The following is a 16,465-nucleotide window of genomic DNA, read 5'->3' as shown; positions in this document are numbered from 1 at the left end:
CGGTGGTATCAACAGCATTAATAGCAGGAATAGTGGTGATTGTAGTAGTCGTAGCAGCCGTAGCCGCCATTATAGTATTGAGGAGAAGGTGAACTTAACCTCAAAGCATAACCACCTTTTAAAATCATTTATCCTTTTCTGCTTCATTTTCATCTCATCCACTCCTCATTCATTAAGGCAACCACCCCAACAACCTACTAGCACTCCTCTCAGTTAAGGTTGATAACTAATCTTGGGTTTGGGTTCTGTGTTTGTAGTGTTAGGTAGCAATTTATAAATATCTTGATACCTAACACCCTACTTAATGAACACTAGTAAGGCAATAATAGCTTTATTCAATGATTTAAGCGGTTTGGATGTTAGAGTACTGGGTGGGCTTGAGGAGGGCTTGTTAGTGTTGATGCAGCATTGAGGCGTCTTGGAGATGCGCTTAAGATAAGTGAGTGGGATAACTTAATTAGGCTTTATGAAGATTATGGGGATTGCCACCTTGAGAGGACTTGGGTTAGGAATAAGGTGGATAGGAGGTACTATTACTATTACCTGAAGTGTAGGGGGAGGGGTGTTAGGAGTATTTACCTAGGTAAGGAGGCTGATGCCTTAGCATTCTATAATAATGTGTATAAGCCATTAGTAGCAGCATTAAGGAGGGTTATTAAGTTAAGTGGTAGGTTAATGATTCTGGTTAATGAACGTGGTGAGGTTAATCAAATTGCTGAGGAGCTATGGAGGATAACTGATGAGTTAAGGGAGATAAGGCAGCAATTAATGGTGTTTAATCAAAAAACCACCAAAGGTTAAAGCCTTCACTCTAAAGGAGAGGGGCTTTAATTGTGGTTAGGTTAATGCTTTAAAGAATCATTTAATAATACTTATTGTGCTACCTAGAAGTGGACTTAGGGGTGTTGAGGGTTTGGGATTTGAGATTGCTGCATCATCGATTGGTAGATTCATTCCCATTAAGTCATGGATAATGGGTGAAGGTTCTTCAATTGAATTACCATTTAGGACTGATGCAACCCCTAATGATTCATTCAGGTTCCAGGCCAGTGTTTCAGTCCCTGAATCAAAGCATAGGTGGTTTCTTAAGCTACTGCTTAGTGGTAATGCATTGGTTAGAATAGGTAATGATGCTTGGGGCTATGATGAGGCCCATACGTACTTCCCATTAAGCCCCGGCAACCACACGATTATGATTGAGTCTACCCCTAGGACACTCTTTGGGCAGCATATGTGGGAATTCAGGTTTAATTACGCTTATTTAATTGAGGTTAATTGGGATGTTTTAAGGCTTGGATTAAGGTTATTGGCCCTAGTGGATTTCGCTAATGGATTACCGAACGACAGTGGGTTAAGGAGGGATCTTGAGGAGCTGCTCATTAATGTAACGAAGGGTGTTAGGGTTAACCCAACCTTAAGTCAAATAACCTTAATGATACTAATGCTCTATGACTCACCCTTATCGCAATGGTTCAGTAGAGGTGACTTAAGGAGGCCGCCGGACAGCTTCATAATGAACACTGGCCTATACGGCTTAGGTATTATTAAGGGCCACTTGAGTGATGTACCTAAGGTAATTGATGACGATTCAATCGCCAGTTTAGTTAAGGGCATTGAGGATAAGTTGAATCGTGGGTTAAGTGAATTAACCGTGAAGTACCCTAAGGAGGGTGTTTTACTTGCAGTTGGCCATGCTCATATTGATGCCGCTTGGCTCTGGCCAAAGGCTGAGACTATTAACAAGGTTTTGAGGACATTCTCAACAATAGTAGGATTAATGAGGGAATACGACTTCTCCTACATTCAAAGTTCAGCCCAGTACTATGAGTGGGTTGAGCATAGTGATAAGGTTCTCTTCAGCGAAGTTAGTAGGCTAATTAAGTTAGGTAAGTGGATTATTGCTGGTGGTATGTGGATTGAGAGTGATGCTAATATTATTGATGGTGAGTCCCTGGTTAGGCAATTCCTATATGGGCAAAGGTACTTCCTAAGCAGGTTCGGTAAGTTAGCTAGGGTGGGTTGGTTACCGGACACCTTCGGCTTCTCAGCTAACCTACCTCAAATTCTCAGGAAGAGTGGCATCGATGTCTTCGTCTCATGGAGGATTGTAACCCATGAATTAACTCAATTCCCATACCACGTTTTCACGTGGGAGGGTATTGATGGATCCGAAATCCCAACGCAAGTAATACTAGTTAATTATAATAATACTCATACGCCATTGAACGCCTACCGCGCGTGGTCAATGTACGAGGGTAAGGGTACGTTGCCCCAATTAATATACCCCTACGGTTACGGTGATGGGGGTGGTGGGCCAACTAGGGAGATGCTTGAGTACAGGGACTTAATGAATAGGTTACCCAACATACCAAGCCTAGTTAACCTTAATGAGGATGATTATGCATCAACCCTTATTAATGCTAAGGATAAGTTACCCAGGTGGAGGGGTGAGATTCACGTTGAGAACTTCAGGGGAACATACACCACAAACCTGCTTATTAAGGAACTCATAGCCAAGGCTGAGGCTAAATTAACTGATGCTGAACTCTGGGTTACTTTAGCCTACTTAACTGGTGCCGGTGACCATGGGTTAAGTGAACTTGAGGGATTGTGGAAAACACTCCTCTTTAACCAATTCCACGACATAGTACCAGGTTCAGCAATTAAGGAGGTTTACGATGACGCCTATGGGGAATTAAGAAGCCTACTGGCTAAGAGTGAGGAATTAATTAATGAATCCACTACAGCTATTAGTAAGCGTTTTGGTATAGCAAATTCACTTGTAGTCTTTAACTCAGCCCCCTGGGGTAGGGGAGGCATTATTAAGGTTCCACGTAATGTAGCAATTAATTCAGAGTGCCAGGACCTTGGGGATGAAAGGTTAATCTACGTTGAGGCACCTCCAGTGGGCTTTAGGGCATATGCAATTAATGGTGAATGCGTTGAACCGAAGGATGGCGTGATGGTTAAGGAAGATGGTGGTGGCTTCATAATGGAGAATAGTTATGTTAAAGTCAAGGTCAACAGTAAGGGGGATATTGAATCAATCATACTAAAGGGTAGTAATGCTGAGCTCATTAATGGTTCAGTTAAACTAATGGCTCACATAGAGGAGCCCATTGTCTCAGATGCCTGGAGGTTTTCACTTAGTTCACTCAATGATGGTGTTGAATTCAACCTAGCTTCACCTCCAAGGGTTTCAATTAAGGGTCCATTAATGTCGTGTATTGATGTTGATAAGGGCTTTAGTAAGTCTAGGATAAGCCAGAGGATTTGCCTAAGCAAGTACTCACCTTTAATCGAGGTTTGGAGTAGGATTAACTGGATTGATGAGGGTGTCCTCGTTAAGTACTGGATTAACACAACCGTTGAGTCTAAGGAGGCCGTGTACGACATACCCTTCGGCACATTAACTAGGCCCACTGATCCTCAGGTTCAGGTCAAGGAGGGTAAAATTGAGGTTCCGGCATTAAGGTGGGTTGACTTATCCGATGGAGCTAAAGGACTGGCTGTAATATCACCATCTAGGCATGGTTACTCAGTAATTGGAGGCAGGATCGGCTTAAGCCTACTCAGGTCCCCAACGTTCCCTAACCCATGGAGTGACCTAGGTGACTTTGAAACATCCATATTCATTTACCCACACATTGGTGACTATAAGACTGCTGAGGTACCTAAGGTTGCCTATGACGTAATGCATGAGTTAAGGCACATTATGGTAAGTGGTGGGGATGAATTAAGTAACGCATTAGGTGAGTGGAGTTTCATGGAGCTTAAGCCACATAAGGCAGTGTTAACGGCAGTAAAGATTGCTGAGGACTCTAGGAATGAATTGATTATTAGGTTCTACAACCCCTACGATTCATCAATAAGCATGGGCATTACAATTAACAACTCATATAGACCCAGTACTGTAGTTGAAACAAACCTAATAGAAACCGAGGATCATGGTTCAGTGAATTTAGGCAACATAGTACTGGAGCCATATGAGATTAAGACCCTTAGAATGAGACTAGGCTAACACTCCACCTTGAAGGATAGGGATACAATGCTTAGGATATGAAGTTTCAATTACCCTCATCCCTTAGTTAATTTCATTGTCATGGAATAGTTAATGAAGAATTTAATGTCAAGCCTCACCATCACTAAGTGTGTATTTTCCTCAATAAACATCATTTAGGTTATTGTGTTGCCATACGCCTTAATTAAGGCATTATACACAGCATGGCTTATTAACTTACCTATCTCAGTGGCTGGACCAGCATAGGGCTTAACCCCTCCCTCGTTTAACGATAATACTGCAGCAGCATCACTAGTTGTTCCATGAATCTTTCCACCCGTTAATTCACTTAGGGTCTCATGCTTAACCTCAGCGATTAGGGATACTGCATCAACAAGTGCCGGTGAAGCAAGGGGCGCATTAATTATGACCACTATGTTTACTGTTGAGTAACCCCTCCATAGGCTTACCACATTCCCTCCCTTAATCCTGTAAGGATTACTTAACCCCATTGTTGATGATACCGTAACCCTTAAGTCCCCTGAGGATTCTTCATGGATGACGTGGCTCCTTGGTAGTTCAACTGCCGTGAGGAAGGTTATGGCTTCATTACCCTTAATCATTAACTTATCGTGAACTTTCTTAACTTCAAGCATTGGATCAGTGTTGAAGTCGCTGGGCACATGGTGATGAATAACGTACCTTATACCATGCCTTAAACCACCATCAACAGTACTTGATAATGAAACCGCAATACCATTTAATGCTAATACTAAGTCCCCGTTAACCACCTTAACTTGCCTAATCATTATGACGCTTAACCAGTGGCAGTATTTTAGATTAGCAGCCTACTAGCTTAGGGGTTAATCTAAACAACGTGAAGGTGATTAATCTGTTGACCACTTTTAGAAAGGCAACGCCTTTAATTATAATGATTCCTATCATGCTTAAACAGTCTTAACTATATCAAGTATTCCTGAGGCTATTAATTGAACAGCCCATGATGCTATTATTAGGCTGAAGAATCTTGCAAATATCTTAAGGGTATTATTACCTATTAACCTAGCTAAGTACACTGAGTACCTCATGGTCATGTATGTTGCTAGGGAGGCTATTAGTATTGCCGTAACCACACTGAAGACATTATAGTAGGTTACCATTACCATAACTGAGGTTATTGCACCAGGTCCAACGAGCATTGGCGTTATTATTGGGACTATTACGTAATCCTCAGGGTTAATTCCCATAGTCCTCGGTGTACCTTCCCTGAGTACATCTATGGCTATTATCAATAGTATGATTCCTCCTGCAATCCGGAAATCATTAATGTTTATACTGAAGACGTAGAATATGAAGGGGCCTGCAAATGTGAAGATGAGGAGGAGCAGTGGTACAGTTACTGCAACTAATCTAAGGAACCTATTCATCATCTTCTCGTAATCCGGTACACTAACCAGTAGGGGTATTGCACCTAGTGGATCTATAATTGCATAAAGCTGCACAGCAGCAACAAGTGAATCAAATAGGCTGAAGGGCGCCACGAATCAACGCAACTATTTGCTACTTTTAAAGTATTAATGTAGGATGAGCCTCTATTGCCCTAGTCAGCGCTATTAACCATGCTCACCAGTCACCCAGCCTAGGCTCATCACCAGGCCTTTGATTCACATGAGATTTATAAACATATCCAGTATCCTCATGATTATTAAGCTGATTCCCTCCCCTGGAGGCACTCTTCATGCATTAATGCTTCTTTTAAACTGCAGGTTATGAAGCATAATTAATGCCTTGGTAATTAAACTAACCTTCTCCCCCCGAAGGGCAAGGCTTGTCATTCTCTTGCCACGTGGATTTTCGGCAAGTAATTTATCTGTTAGGAAAGTATTTATAGTGATGTTTGATGGTGCCTAGTGGATGATTGCGACTTCCTTAAGGTACTGGAGAATGTCATAGATGATAGGATTTCAACTAGGAGACAGGGAAGCTACACTTACTCACTCTACGTGGGTGGTGTTAGCCTAATCAGTAAGAAGGTGGGTGAGGAGGCTGTGGAGGTTGCTGTCGCGGCCATGGCTAATGATAAGGAGTGGGTTATTAGGGAGTCCGCTGACCTCATGTACCACCTACTAGTCTTACTTAGGGTAATGGGGCTTAGTTTAAGTGACGTATGCAGGGAGTTGAGGAGTAGGCACGAGGGTGAGGGGGGTGGTTAAGGTAGGGGTGGTTAATTACGGTGTTGGTAATGTTGGAAGCGTGCTTAACGCCCTACGTAGGGTAGGTGCTGAACCTCTACTGGTTAATAATGCCGTTGATTTAAGGAATGCAGATGCCTTAATCCTCCCTGGGGTTGGTTCATTTAACTCGGCCGTAGTTAACTTAACCAGGTTGATTGATGAATTAAACAGGGTTAGGGGGAGTTCACCAATACTAGGCATATGCCTAGGCCTACAGTTAATGTTTAAGGGTAGTGACGAGGGGGAGTTGGGGGGCTTGGGTTGGTACGGTGAGTGGGTTAGTAGGATTAGGGGGCCAAGGGTGCCGCACATTGGTTGGGATTACGTTAAGGTGAATGGGGAATGCAGCCTAGGCGTTATGAATGGTTACTACTACTTCATGCATAGCTACGCAGTTGTTAATCCAGTTAATGAATCCCCAAACGTCGGGTTCACTAAGTACGGTGACTCAACAATACTGAGCGTGCTTTGCGATGAGAAGAAGGTTACGTTCGGAACTCAATTCCACCCGGAGAAGAGTGGGAAATTAGGCTTAAGCATTCTAAGCAGTATTGTTAATTTAGCCAGGAAGTGAAGCGGTAGGCTTAATAATTTAAAGCGTCCTTAATTAGGTTCATTAATGCTACCTAATGGAGTTAATGTACTTAAGCTAAGCCCAGAGGAGGCGGCTAAGGTGGCTGAGTCCCTTTGGTACAGGCACACTGACGGTACTGTTATTGCTGTAGCCCAGGATTACCTAACTAAGGATGTGTTAATGATTGCAAGTATGAATAAGGAGGCCGTCCTCAAAACCTTAACCACAGGCATGGTTCACTACTGGTCCCTAAGCCGTAAGAGACTGTGGCTTAAGGGGGAGACAAGTGGCCATTACCAGTACTTGGTTGACTTCAGGATTGACTGTGATGGGGATGCTTTACTGCTTAAGGTTTACCAAGTGGGTAATGCATGCCACCTGGGCACAAGGTCATGTTTCGACGCCAGGTATGTGAATAGGGTTCGCCATAATATCTAAGAAGCCCACCAGCTCTAGTACGTACGCACCCTAATGCCTGACTCCGATAAGTAGGATTTTAGGGTTAGTATGCTTATAGTACCCATATGGAATACACTTGCGGCTAATGCGGCGTCAGCGTACTTAAGAACCTCAAGGAAGTGCCTAGGATCCCCAGCACCCCCACTGGCTATTACTGGAATATTAACCGCCTCTGATAGTCTCCTGTAAAGTTCAACATCATACCCAGCCCTCGTTCCATCAGCATCAATACTCGTCACAAGTAACTCACCAGCCCCAAGCTCCTCAACCATTCTCGCCCAATCAATGGCATTGAGGGGGGTTTCATGCCTACCCCCCATTATGAAGACCCTCCATGCATCATTAATCCTTTTAACATCTATGGCAACCACCACTGATTGAGCCCCATACTCCTTAGATAACTTAGCAACTATGCTAGGATCCTTTACGGCTGCCGTATTAACGCTAACCTTATCTGCCCCAGCCTTAAAGGCTGCGTCAGCATCCCCAATACTCCTAATACCCCCACCTACACCCAGGGGTATGCTTACGGCTGCTGCAACATTACGCACAGTCTTAAGGAACGTTGACCTACCCTGCACTGTAGCCGTTATGTCAAGTAGGAATAATTCATCAGCCCCCTCCTCCTCATACCTTGACGCTAAGTCAACTGGGTCACCCATTACCCTAAGGCCCTCGAAGTTAACCCCCTTAACCACAATATCGGCATCAACGTCCATGCAGGGTATTATGCGTCTAACCAAGCCAATTGGCCTAGTCATAACACCCCCTTCAGGCTTGGTACCCCACTACCCTTAACTTGAATTGCTTGACCAATGGCTAGGCCAAGGGCTTTGAATATTGACTCAGCCACGTGGTGATTATTCTCACCCCACATTACCTTAACGTGTATTGTGGCCTTAAGTGATGATGCCAGGCTCCTAATGAAGTGCGGCACCATTTCAGTGGCCATGTCGCCGACAGTATCCCTAGTGAAGGAACCCTTAAACACGAAGTAAACCCTACCGCCTAAGTCCACTGAGGCTAACGTTAAGGCGTCATCCATGGGTACTATTGACCAACCGAACCTAGTTAACCCAACCCTGTCTCCAAGGGCCTTATCAAGTGCTGAACCAAGCACTATGGCCACATCCTCAACAACGTGGTGGTCGTCAAACCCCCTAAGGTCGATTGCCTTAACCCTACCTGAGGCACCCATGTAGAATATTAGTGTCTCAACCATGTGGTTAAGGAACTTGATAGGTGTATCCACGTTAACCTCACCAGGCTCTAGGCTTAACTCAACCTTAACCTCAGTCTCCCTTGTCCTACGCTCAACCACAGACTCCCTAGGCACTGCACCTCACCCCCTTAACGTAGAGCGCGTACCCCACGATGACTCCATCGAACCCTAGACCCCATAGGTACTCCACGTCGCTGCAGTTTGATACACCACCAGCGTAATAAGCCTCATCCCCAATCTCCTTAAGCCGCTTAACTAACCCCTCCTCAACCCTAGGCCCCATTCCAGTACCCTCAACTCTTACGTTAGTGTACACCACTACACCAACCTTCGGTAAGCCCCCTATTACATCCATTATCCTCCTCGCCTTAACCCCCCACCCCCTAGTCATTAGCCATTCACCATCAGCGTCTAGGGCTATACCCACCTTATCCTCCCCAAGCCTATTAACCATACTGAGTAGTAGTGGGGTGTTTTCCACAGCTACCGTGCCTAGTATGACCCTTGAGCAGTACCTTAAGAGTAGTTCAGCATCCTCAATACCTCTAACACCTCCCCCAACCTCACACTTCCCGTTCATTGCCATTCCTATTTTCACTATTGAATCCACGTTAACTGGTTTACCTAATTCAGCCCCATCAAGGTCAACCACGTGAACTAGTGGATAATCCTTAACTAGGCTTAGGGCTTCTGTTAGGTTTAACTTAACGAGTTCACTACCCTTAACTCCCCTAACCCTCTTAACCACTAAACCACCGCTTAAGTCAATTGAGGGTATTATTAGCCCCATTAAGGTATCACCTTCTCGATGCTTAACACTAAGATATCCTTAGCCCCAGCCTTCTTCAACAAGGGGAGTAGGTCAGGTATTGACTCCTCAGGGACAACCGATATAACTTCCTTCATGGGCCTACCTGAGGCCACATCAGCAATAGTGGGTCCCTCCATTGCTGGGAGAACCTTAAGTACTGCCGCAAGGTCCTCTTCAGGAACATTCATTAACACTAGCTTCCTACCATTTGAAGCTAATGCACCCCTCATGAGTATTAGGAACTTGTCCACGAATTCCTTCTCATCATCACTCAATTCCCTTGGGGTAATTAAGGCAGCCTCACTCTCCATAATTACCCCTATTGGTTTAAGGCCATGAAGTCTCAGTGTTGTTCCAGTTGACATGACGTCAACAATGCCATCAGCCACGTTGAGTAGGGGCATTACCTCAGCGCTACCTGATATTTTAACAATCCTAATCCTCTTACCAAGTTTACTGAAGTATGAGTTAGTTATGTTGACGTACTTCGTAGCCAGTCTCATCCCATCCTTAACATCATCAATACTGCTCACCCCTGAACCATAAGGTACAGCTACAACAATCTTACCTCTACCGAAGCCGAGCCTCTCAATAACATTAACTGAAGCCCCACTCTCAGTGACGTAATCTAAGCCTGTTATCCCCATTACCGCTGAGCCGGATTCCACAACACTAGGTATGTCTTCTGGTCTGATTCTTATTAGACTCAGTAAACGCCAACTTGTTGGGATTACAAGGGACCTATCGTCCATTGCCTGGGGCCTCACGCCAATATACTCCAGGAGCCCCATGACCGGCTCCATTAGGCGTCCCTTAGATGGAACAGCCATTAAGTATGTTGGAGGTTATTCATTAAGGCCACGACTACTGAGGGTATATAAGCATTACTGGCTAATTAATAGGTTAATAATAATTATAAATACCTAACCTTACGGCGAAGTAGGCGCCGTACCCTGGGTCTTCATGGATTGATTATGTGATGAATTCTTTAGCCTTAACAACCATTTCCTCAATATCCTTAATATAAGACCTAACCACCTCAGCATCAAGTTTCGCTTCATGAAAACTCCAGACATGCAGTAGTTACGCTGAGGACCAGCTCTCCTACTCCAGTCGTACAGTGAGGCCACGGAAGATAACTGGTAAGTATACCATCTTCCCTCCTTCACGGCTTGTTGATACTCCTTAGTGTTAAGCTTTTCCGCTAAGGCCTTCACAATCTCCTCAGCAGCCTTATACGCCTTCTCACTGGCCTGAACAACATCACCCTTGTTTAACTGGTTTCATAGCATCGGCTAGGTATTTTCAGCCAACTCTACCCGTAGCCGAATGGTGCTAGTTGGATCATTAATCCTATCTCTTATAGTATTCATGATCAGCTCCTCAACATCAATACCATGCTCCTCAGCGATCCTTAACAACACTTCCATGCTTAATACAGGATTATGAAGGCTTAAAAACATATATTAATGAGTAACATAAGTTACAAAGCACCCATGGTTAATGAGCAATTATGCGTTAAAGAGGATGATAATGGTGGCAACAAACCTCGCCCTTTAGGGTGGGGTTGGGTTTTTAGGCCTTGTCCATGCTGGGGTTTGACTCCACTGGTTAACTCTAGTCAAAATGGGGAGTGGAGGCCAACAACCCCCACAATACCGTCGGGGTAACCGAGTAGCATCAATCAAAGGGATGTAACCCACAAGACCTCAGGGAACTCCCACCCTTCAAGGCGGGGAAGGAGTCAGACTCTCAATTTCGGTGGAATAACTATACTTGGGTTAATGCATGAGTGTAAGAAGGACACGGCCACTGTTGAGGCTCCCATTGACTTGGCCTCCCATTTATGCAGCTGATCAAGACCTTGCACGTAAGTTAACAGCACACATATACATGAGGATATTAGATGAGGTAGATCTAGGTTACATATACTATAGGGTGTTTAAAGATAGGATTTTAACACATTAACCAAGCTCCTCATGTAGATTTACCATAGTTATAATAGACTTAAGGTTTCACTATTTTATGGTGATGGGCAAGGGCAACCATAGGCTAAGTGGCTTGGGATACCATTGCCTATATTTACCTCCTTAGGATTTTACCTAATTCATAGTCATCAGTAATGATGATGCTGTCCTTAAGGGCTTCACGCCACCATGGCTTAGTTAAAGCCTTTAAAGCTTCATCAGGAGTCCAACACACTGGTTCTAGCCTAGGTGGGGCATCGTTAAGTTCAATGCATCTGGTGATGAAGTTCCGATTCCTAAAGTACTCGGACACTATTACTACATCAACGTCACTCCAGAGGTTGAAGTCACCCCTAGCGTACGAGCCGTACAGTATCATGGTTAATTTACCGAACCTAGACTTAAGTCTCTCGGCGTAATTACGCAATTCCTCAATAATCCCCTTCCTCTCCATTATCCTACGCCTAATCAATTCATCTAATGGCATGGCGAACACCCCTTTACCCAATCTACTACGAGTCTTGCGCAATTTGAAGCCTCCTCAGCTTCCTCACGGGTATACCTCTCATAGGGAATACCCTCAGTTAAGGCATCTGGATACCTTGGAGTAACATACATCTTATCTAAGTAACCAATGCAGAACCTTAACCTACTACTTACATTACTGCAGTAGCCTGATAAGTCGTTAAATAGGGCTACTAAATTATGACCAAATGCCGGCTTACCTAAAGCCTTAAGCAACGCCTTTACGGATAACTCAGCTGCCTGCTGAGCCTTAAAACATACCCATGAGTAATTACCAGCATTCATATCAGTATCCATAGCCAGTAGAGTATAGTCAGCCTGCTTAATCCACCTAACATACTCATCACAGTCAAGCACTTGAGTCATTTAAGTAGACCAAAGCACCTCGGCTTAAAAACACTTTAGAATACACCCATGGTTATGATCCTAGTGGGAAACATAAAAGATTTCTATCAATGTGAAAAAGGATTCTCAGCCCTCTTACCAGCTAAGAATTATAATGCAATAAACAATTTTAGCTTAATGGTGCCATAATTAACAAATACGCTTAATGTGTGAAGTTTCAAGCCATGAATAGTGTTATAGAGCATTACGTTCAGTAGTGGTTTCTTGGGAATTAGTGTTTAGGGCTTTAGCATATGTTGCATTACGTAGCTGACCTCCTCCCTACCCTAAAGGGGCGAGGCTTGTCGTTCATTTTGTCACCGTGGATCTGTATTCAAGTGATGAGGTTATTATTGAGGCCCCTGGGGGTGGAGCTATGGTAAAGTGGCTTAACGTAAAGCACCTAGGGTTAAGGGGATGCGTTTAACTTGGCTATGAAGAAACCCTCTGCATTATGTATGTGGGGCATTACCCTACCCACCAAGGGCGCTATCCTGTAGTTTACGTAGCCATTGCTTAAATCACCCACGTTAGGCCTACTTAACTTAGCGTCAGTTAATTCACTGACCCTACTAACAACCTCCTCACCCTCCTCAGGTAGTATTGAGCATGTGGCGTAGGTTACCTGCGAATCCTTAAATTGTTTAATTAGGTTAAGTAGTATTGATTCCTGGGTCATTGACTGATGCTTAACTAGGCTAGGCTTATGTTCCAGTATTAACTTGATTCCAGGATCCTTTGAGGCTGCTCCACTTGATGTGCATGGTGCATCAATGAGGACCTTATTTATACCCTTAGCTAGCTTCAACCTACTTGAATCTGAGCGAATTAAGTGTATCCTTGATTCATCAACCCCCATCCTCCTCATTAGCATCCTCATCTTGCTTAACCTACCTACTGATAAGTCCACAGCCACGACGCTTGCCTTATTTTCTGTCAACTGCATTATTAGGCTAGTCTTCATCCCCGGGGCGGCGCATGCGTCCAGGATGACGTCACCTGGTTCAGGACTAAGGTTAAGCACCACTAGTACTGAGGCTAAGTCCTGGGGTATAATTAAACCCTGCTTGAAGAGGCGTAGGTGACCTAGTGGTTTTTCATTATCACTGGCTAGAAGCATGAATGGGTAATGCTTACTTTGAGTGAAGTTAACCCCCTCGTTCTCAAGGAGTCTAATTGCCTTGTCTAAATCAACCTTAAGCGTATTAACCCTGAGCCAAGTAACCCTCCTGTTAAGGGAACTCAAGTAATCCTCCAGTTCACTAAGCCCCATTCCCCTACTCAACTCCTCAATAATGAACCTTGGGAATGAGTACCTAATGGAGAGGTAGGCTAAGGGGTCCTTATCCTTAACCTCCATTAGCCTAGCCTCAGCGTCCTCAACCCTAACCCTAATCCTCTTCATAAGTCTCCTGGAGTAGTGACTGTTGGATTTTAGGAGTAGCCAAGCCTTAGCAATGGCCTTCCTTGAGTTTGAACCCAGCAATTGCTTAGCAATGAATGATAAGTAGGCGTAATTCCTAACAACATCACTAACAGCATTATAGTACACTCTAGGTGGCGCCTTCAGCCTATGCCTAAGCCTAGCGTAGTGGAAGGCCTTATCCATGGATACCATCCTATCCTCAATAATGTACATTACCTCAGAGGCGAAGTCCACGAAGTCATCACCAAGGCTAACGCTCATTCCAGTGTTTATTCAGTGCGAAGTTATTAAGCATTATTTAGAAAGGCCAATTATTTTAAACTGAAAATTGACTCTTTAACGTAACCTAGCGTCTAAACAATTCCCTAACCTCACCAGATACGTAGCCACCCCTCCAAATGGATCCCTTTAAGTGGGGTTGATACTTTGGTATTACCCAGTATACCATTAGTGGAGTGTATATTAGGCCTGATAGTATGAAGGCAAGCACCCATGCGTTACTGAAGAGTAGACTGTGGTATGGTATTGGGGCGTATATTATGAAGGTAACTATGGCGAATGTTATGAAGGCTGCTGGGTTAATGCCCATCCAATACCTGAACTTGCCACGACTTAGGAATACGTCCTGCAGCTCAAACTTAAACCTCCTTATTAAGGCATAGTCAAATATTATCACACCCTCCACAGAACCCAGTAAACCACCATACGTCAGTAGCCAGTTGTATAAGTAACCGTAGGCTGAGCCATAGAATGTCCAGGCCCCAAGTAGCACAGCTACAGCAACAACTATCAATACACCCCTGAACCAGGATATGTACCTTGGTAGGGTGTTAGCGAAGTCATAGGCTGGGCCAACGGTGTTGGCGAATACGTTAACAGCGAAGGTGGCTAATAGGAATAGTAGGTTCACAATAACTCCAGCCACAGGCCCCATGTACATTGTTGACAATAATATGGGGTCCCATATGGGTCTACCGGTGAGTCTCATGACTGCACCCGTAGTCATGGTGCCCAGTATGGCTACGGTAAGCATCATGAATGGCATTGGGATTTGGCCAACAACCTGGGCTACTTGACTCTTAGCGAACCTGGTGTAGTCAGGCATTGATAGAGCCATTGTCGCCCAGTAGGCTATGTTGGCGTTTAGGAAGGCTAACCAAGCCATCCAGTAGGCTGATCCTCTTAGGCTACTGTGTATTGAGAATACGTTACCGTAACTCCACCCTGAGATTGCCATGAAGTGCAGCCATAATGCTAGGAAACCGGCTAGTATTAATGGTGCTGAGAGCCTTGCGAACCACTTTAAGGCTGGTTGAGCATTAGGTACTGGGGAGTGGTACAGCAGGATTAGTTGAAGTACTATTATTGCAATGAATGTTGCCCAGAAGACTTGAGGGAAGGCTAGGCTAATGGTGAAGGGTGAGGCAACGCCCTTAGCCATAAGTGACTCTATCACTGGTAACTTACCACTTAATATTGCGTAAATACCCACTGCTGCCTCAGTCATTATGTAGGTTTCAATACCCCACCAACCAGCCCCGATAATAGCCCTAATCCAACTGGGGAAAATAGCACCATACACACCCCACCTGGTTCTAGTCAACACTGGTTCAGGTATGCCGTACCTTGCGCCACCGTGGGATTGAATTATCATGGGCACTAGGACTATTAAGTTGCCTAGGAAGACAACTATTATTGACTCAATAGCCCCTAGGCCAAAGGATAAGCCGACGCTTGCCAATGACCAACTGGGCACTATGAAGGCCATACTAAACCATATTGCTGCATAAGTGTACCAATCCCAAGTCCTCCTATTTATTGGGGTTGGGTGAAGATCCTTATTCCAGAGGTACTTCTCCTCAGGGTACGAGACCTTTAACTCTAATTGACCCCTCTCTCTATTGTAAACCACCGTTGACTGGGAGTTTACTGTTTCCCCCACGAACGCCCTCGACCCAACTACTGGACCCCTTTAAAACCTAACTCTCCCATTAAACAGTAATACCTTAAACACTCCCCCTACTAACAGACTCCAGCATCTTCTTAAGCCTAGACTCAACAGCCCCCAATACGGTTAAGTAATCCGCTGGGTTTATGTACTCTAACGGAGTCTTGTCTAATGGACACTTGTAATCATACATTAACGCATCATCCTCACTATACCTCTTAAAACACTTAGGGCAAATGTAAACTGATGTATTGGTTAACTGCTGCATTAGTACACTAACCTTATCCAACACACCACCTATTAGGTTCACTAGGAATCTCCTAATATCCTCATCCTTAATGGACCATGACTGCTCAATCCTACCAGCCGCCTCATTAAACTCCTCAACCACTGAGGCAAGTCTCATATTGTATAAGGCTTGGAGAATCCTCCTAACATCAATAGCATTATAACCAACTATTGAAGTCAACTTATCATCAGTCATAGCCTCCCCCCTACTCAAGAGCGTGTTTAAGATTGCAACAGCCAACTTACCTAACTCATCATCGCCAAACTCAATGAGAATCCTCCTGTAAACATACCTCCTAACCAACTCAATGTAAGGCTGCATTAAACACACCAACTAAAACCGTTTATTAATGTTTATGCATTAATCAATACAATAAGCCTTTGAACTAACCCTTATCACTTAAGAATAAATTCCCCTAAACCCTGCATAATAGTACACTTAACCAAATGCACCGAAAGGCCTACTCTCATTTAATTCATGATAAAGATGGAAATAATGAAGTAAGTGTTTTAAATCGCCTTAATTATTGTTATGCTTCTTATCTTCTTCTTAACACTATTACTGCGGCTACTGCTGCTATTACTATGACTATTACTATTATTCCTGCTATTAATGCTGTTGATACC

16 protein-coding genes and 1 pseudogene are annotated in these 16,465 nt (G+C 44.1%); 5 read left to right on the top strand and 12 right to left on the bottom strand.

Features of this window, described 5'->3' with window-relative positions; all coding sequences use genetic code 11:
• Nucleotides 1-408: 408 nt before the first annotated feature.
• Together Q0C29_RS09695 and Q0C29_RS09690 are read left to right on the top strand one after the other, a co-directional pair.
• Nucleotides 409-801, top strand: coding sequence for a hypothetical protein (locus tag Q0C29_RS09695; RefSeq protein ID WP_292000462.1), 393 nt, complete (start codon nucleotides 409-411; stop codon nucleotides 799-801).
• Nucleotides 802-877: 76 nt separating this feature from the next.
• Complete coding sequence (locus tag Q0C29_RS09690; protein ID WP_292000461.1) at nucleotides 878-4,021, top strand: glycoside hydrolase family 38 C-terminal domain-containing protein; 3,144 nt, start codon at nucleotides 878-880, stop codon at nucleotides 4,019-4,021.
• A 155-nt stretch (nucleotides 4,022-4,176) separates the two neighbouring features.
• Here the strand turns inward: Q0C29_RS09690 and Q0C29_RS09685 are convergent, their stop codons facing one another.
• Nucleotides 4,177-4,809, bottom strand: coding sequence for an adenosylcobinamide amidohydrolase (locus Q0C29_RS09685; RefSeq protein WP_292000460.1), 633 nt, complete (start codon nucleotides 4,807-4,809; stop codon nucleotides 4,177-4,179).
• Nucleotides 4,810-4,947: 138 nt separating this feature from the next.
• Complete coding sequence (locus Q0C29_RS09680) at nucleotides 4,948-5,541, bottom strand: MarC family protein (RefSeq protein ID WP_292000459.1); 594 nt, start codon at nucleotides 5,539-5,541, stop codon at nucleotides 4,948-4,950.
• A gap of 369 nt (nucleotides 5,542-5,910) precedes the next feature.
• Between Q0C29_RS09680 and hisE the strand changes: the two genes are divergently transcribed.
• From hisE to hisI, 3 genes are read left to right on the top strand one after another with little or no spacing between them, the layout of a single operon-like run.
• Nucleotides 5,911-6,213, top strand: a complete 303-nt coding sequence (gene hisE / locus Q0C29_RS09675; RefSeq protein WP_367173679.1) for a phosphoribosyl-ATP diphosphatase — start codon at nucleotides 5,911-5,913, stop codon at nucleotides 6,211-6,213.
• Nucleotides 6,206-6,808, top strand: a complete 603-nt coding sequence (hisH, locus tag Q0C29_RS09670; protein WP_292000458.1) for an imidazole glycerol phosphate synthase subunit HisH — start codon at nucleotides 6,206-6,208, stop codon at nucleotides 6,806-6,808. The genes hisE and hisH overlap by 8 nt, the downstream gene beginning before the upstream one ends.
• Nucleotides 6,809-6,853: 45 nt before the next feature.
• A complete protein-coding gene (hisI, locus tag Q0C29_RS09665) occupies nucleotides 6,854-7,246 on the top strand; it encodes a phosphoribosyl-AMP cyclohydrolase (RefSeq protein ID WP_292000457.1) in 393 nt (130 codons plus the stop codon).
• 14 nt (nucleotides 7,247-7,260) lie between these two features.
• Here the strand turns inward: hisI and hisF are convergent, their stop codons facing one another.
• From hisF to Q0C29_RS09610, 10 genes and pseudogenes are all read right to left on the bottom strand, one after another.
• Nucleotides 7,261-8,028, bottom strand: coding sequence for an imidazole glycerol phosphate synthase subunit HisF (gene hisF, locus Q0C29_RS09660; RefSeq protein ID WP_292000456.1), 768 nt, complete (start codon nucleotides 8,026-8,028; stop codon nucleotides 7,261-7,263).
• Nucleotides 8,025-8,603: an imidazoleglycerol-phosphate dehydratase gene (locus Q0C29_RS09655; RefSeq protein ID WP_292000455.1), complete on the bottom strand. Its 579-nt coding sequence runs from the start codon at nucleotides 8,601-8,603 to the stop codon at nucleotides 8,025-8,027. Before Q0C29_RS09655 ends, hisF begins: the two co-directional genes overlap by 4 nt.
• A complete protein-coding gene (locus Q0C29_RS09650) occupies nucleotides 8,596-9,279 on the bottom strand; it encodes a HisA/HisF-related TIM barrel protein (protein ID WP_292000454.1) in 684 nt (227 codons plus the stop codon). Before Q0C29_RS09650 ends, Q0C29_RS09655 begins: the two co-directional genes overlap by 8 nt.
• The gene (hisG, locus tag Q0C29_RS09645) at nucleotides 9,279-10,130 is read right to left on the bottom strand and encodes an ATP phosphoribosyltransferase (protein WP_292000453.1); all 852 of its coding nucleotides are present in this window, start codon (nucleotides 10,128-10,130) and stop codon (nucleotides 9,279-9,281) included. The genes Q0C29_RS09650 and hisG overlap by 1 nt, the downstream gene beginning before the upstream one ends.
• 142 nt (nucleotides 10,131-10,272) lie before the next feature.
• A pseudogene (locus Q0C29_RS10870) lies at nucleotides 10,273-10,730 on the bottom strand (PaREP1 family protein).
• Nucleotides 10,731-11,382: 652 nt separating this feature from the next.
• On the bottom strand, nucleotides 11,383-11,754 hold the full coding sequence (locus tag Q0C29_RS09630; RefSeq protein ID WP_292000450.1) for a nucleotidyltransferase domain-containing protein: 372 nt from the start codon (nucleotides 11,752-11,754) through the stop codon (nucleotides 11,383-11,385).
• The gene (locus Q0C29_RS09625) at nucleotides 11,745-12,158 is read right to left on the bottom strand and encodes a HEPN domain-containing protein (protein ID WP_292000449.1); all 414 of its coding nucleotides are present in this window, start codon (nucleotides 12,156-12,158) and stop codon (nucleotides 11,745-11,747) included. Before Q0C29_RS09625 ends, Q0C29_RS09630 begins: the two co-directional genes overlap by 10 nt.
• 427 nt (nucleotides 12,159-12,585) lie before the next feature.
• Complete coding sequence (locus Q0C29_RS09620; RefSeq protein ID WP_292000448.1) at nucleotides 12,586-13,863, bottom strand: RsmB/NOP family class I SAM-dependent RNA methyltransferase; 1,278 nt, start codon at nucleotides 13,861-13,863, stop codon at nucleotides 12,586-12,588.
• Between the two features lie 85 nt (nucleotides 13,864-13,948).
• Nucleotides 13,949-15,544, bottom strand: a complete 1,596-nt coding sequence (locus Q0C29_RS09615; protein WP_292000447.1) for a cytosine permease — start codon at nucleotides 15,542-15,544, stop codon at nucleotides 13,949-13,951.
• Nucleotides 15,545-15,608: 64 nt separating this feature from the next.
• Nucleotides 15,609-16,160 carry a hypothetical protein gene (locus Q0C29_RS09610; RefSeq protein WP_292000446.1) on the bottom strand — a complete coding sequence of 184 codons (552 nt, stop codon included), beginning with the start codon at nucleotides 16,158-16,160 and terminating at the stop codon, nucleotides 15,609-15,611.
• Nucleotides 16,161-16,465: the final 305 nt, after the last annotated feature.

It is taken from the genome of Caldivirga sp., assembly GCF_023256255.1.
Taxonomy (GTDB): Archaea; Thermoproteota; Thermoprotei; order Thermoproteales; family Thermocladiaceae; genus Caldivirga.
The sequence above is the reverse complement of the archived record's forward strand: the minus strand, read 5'-3'. Positions and strand labels throughout refer to the sequence as shown.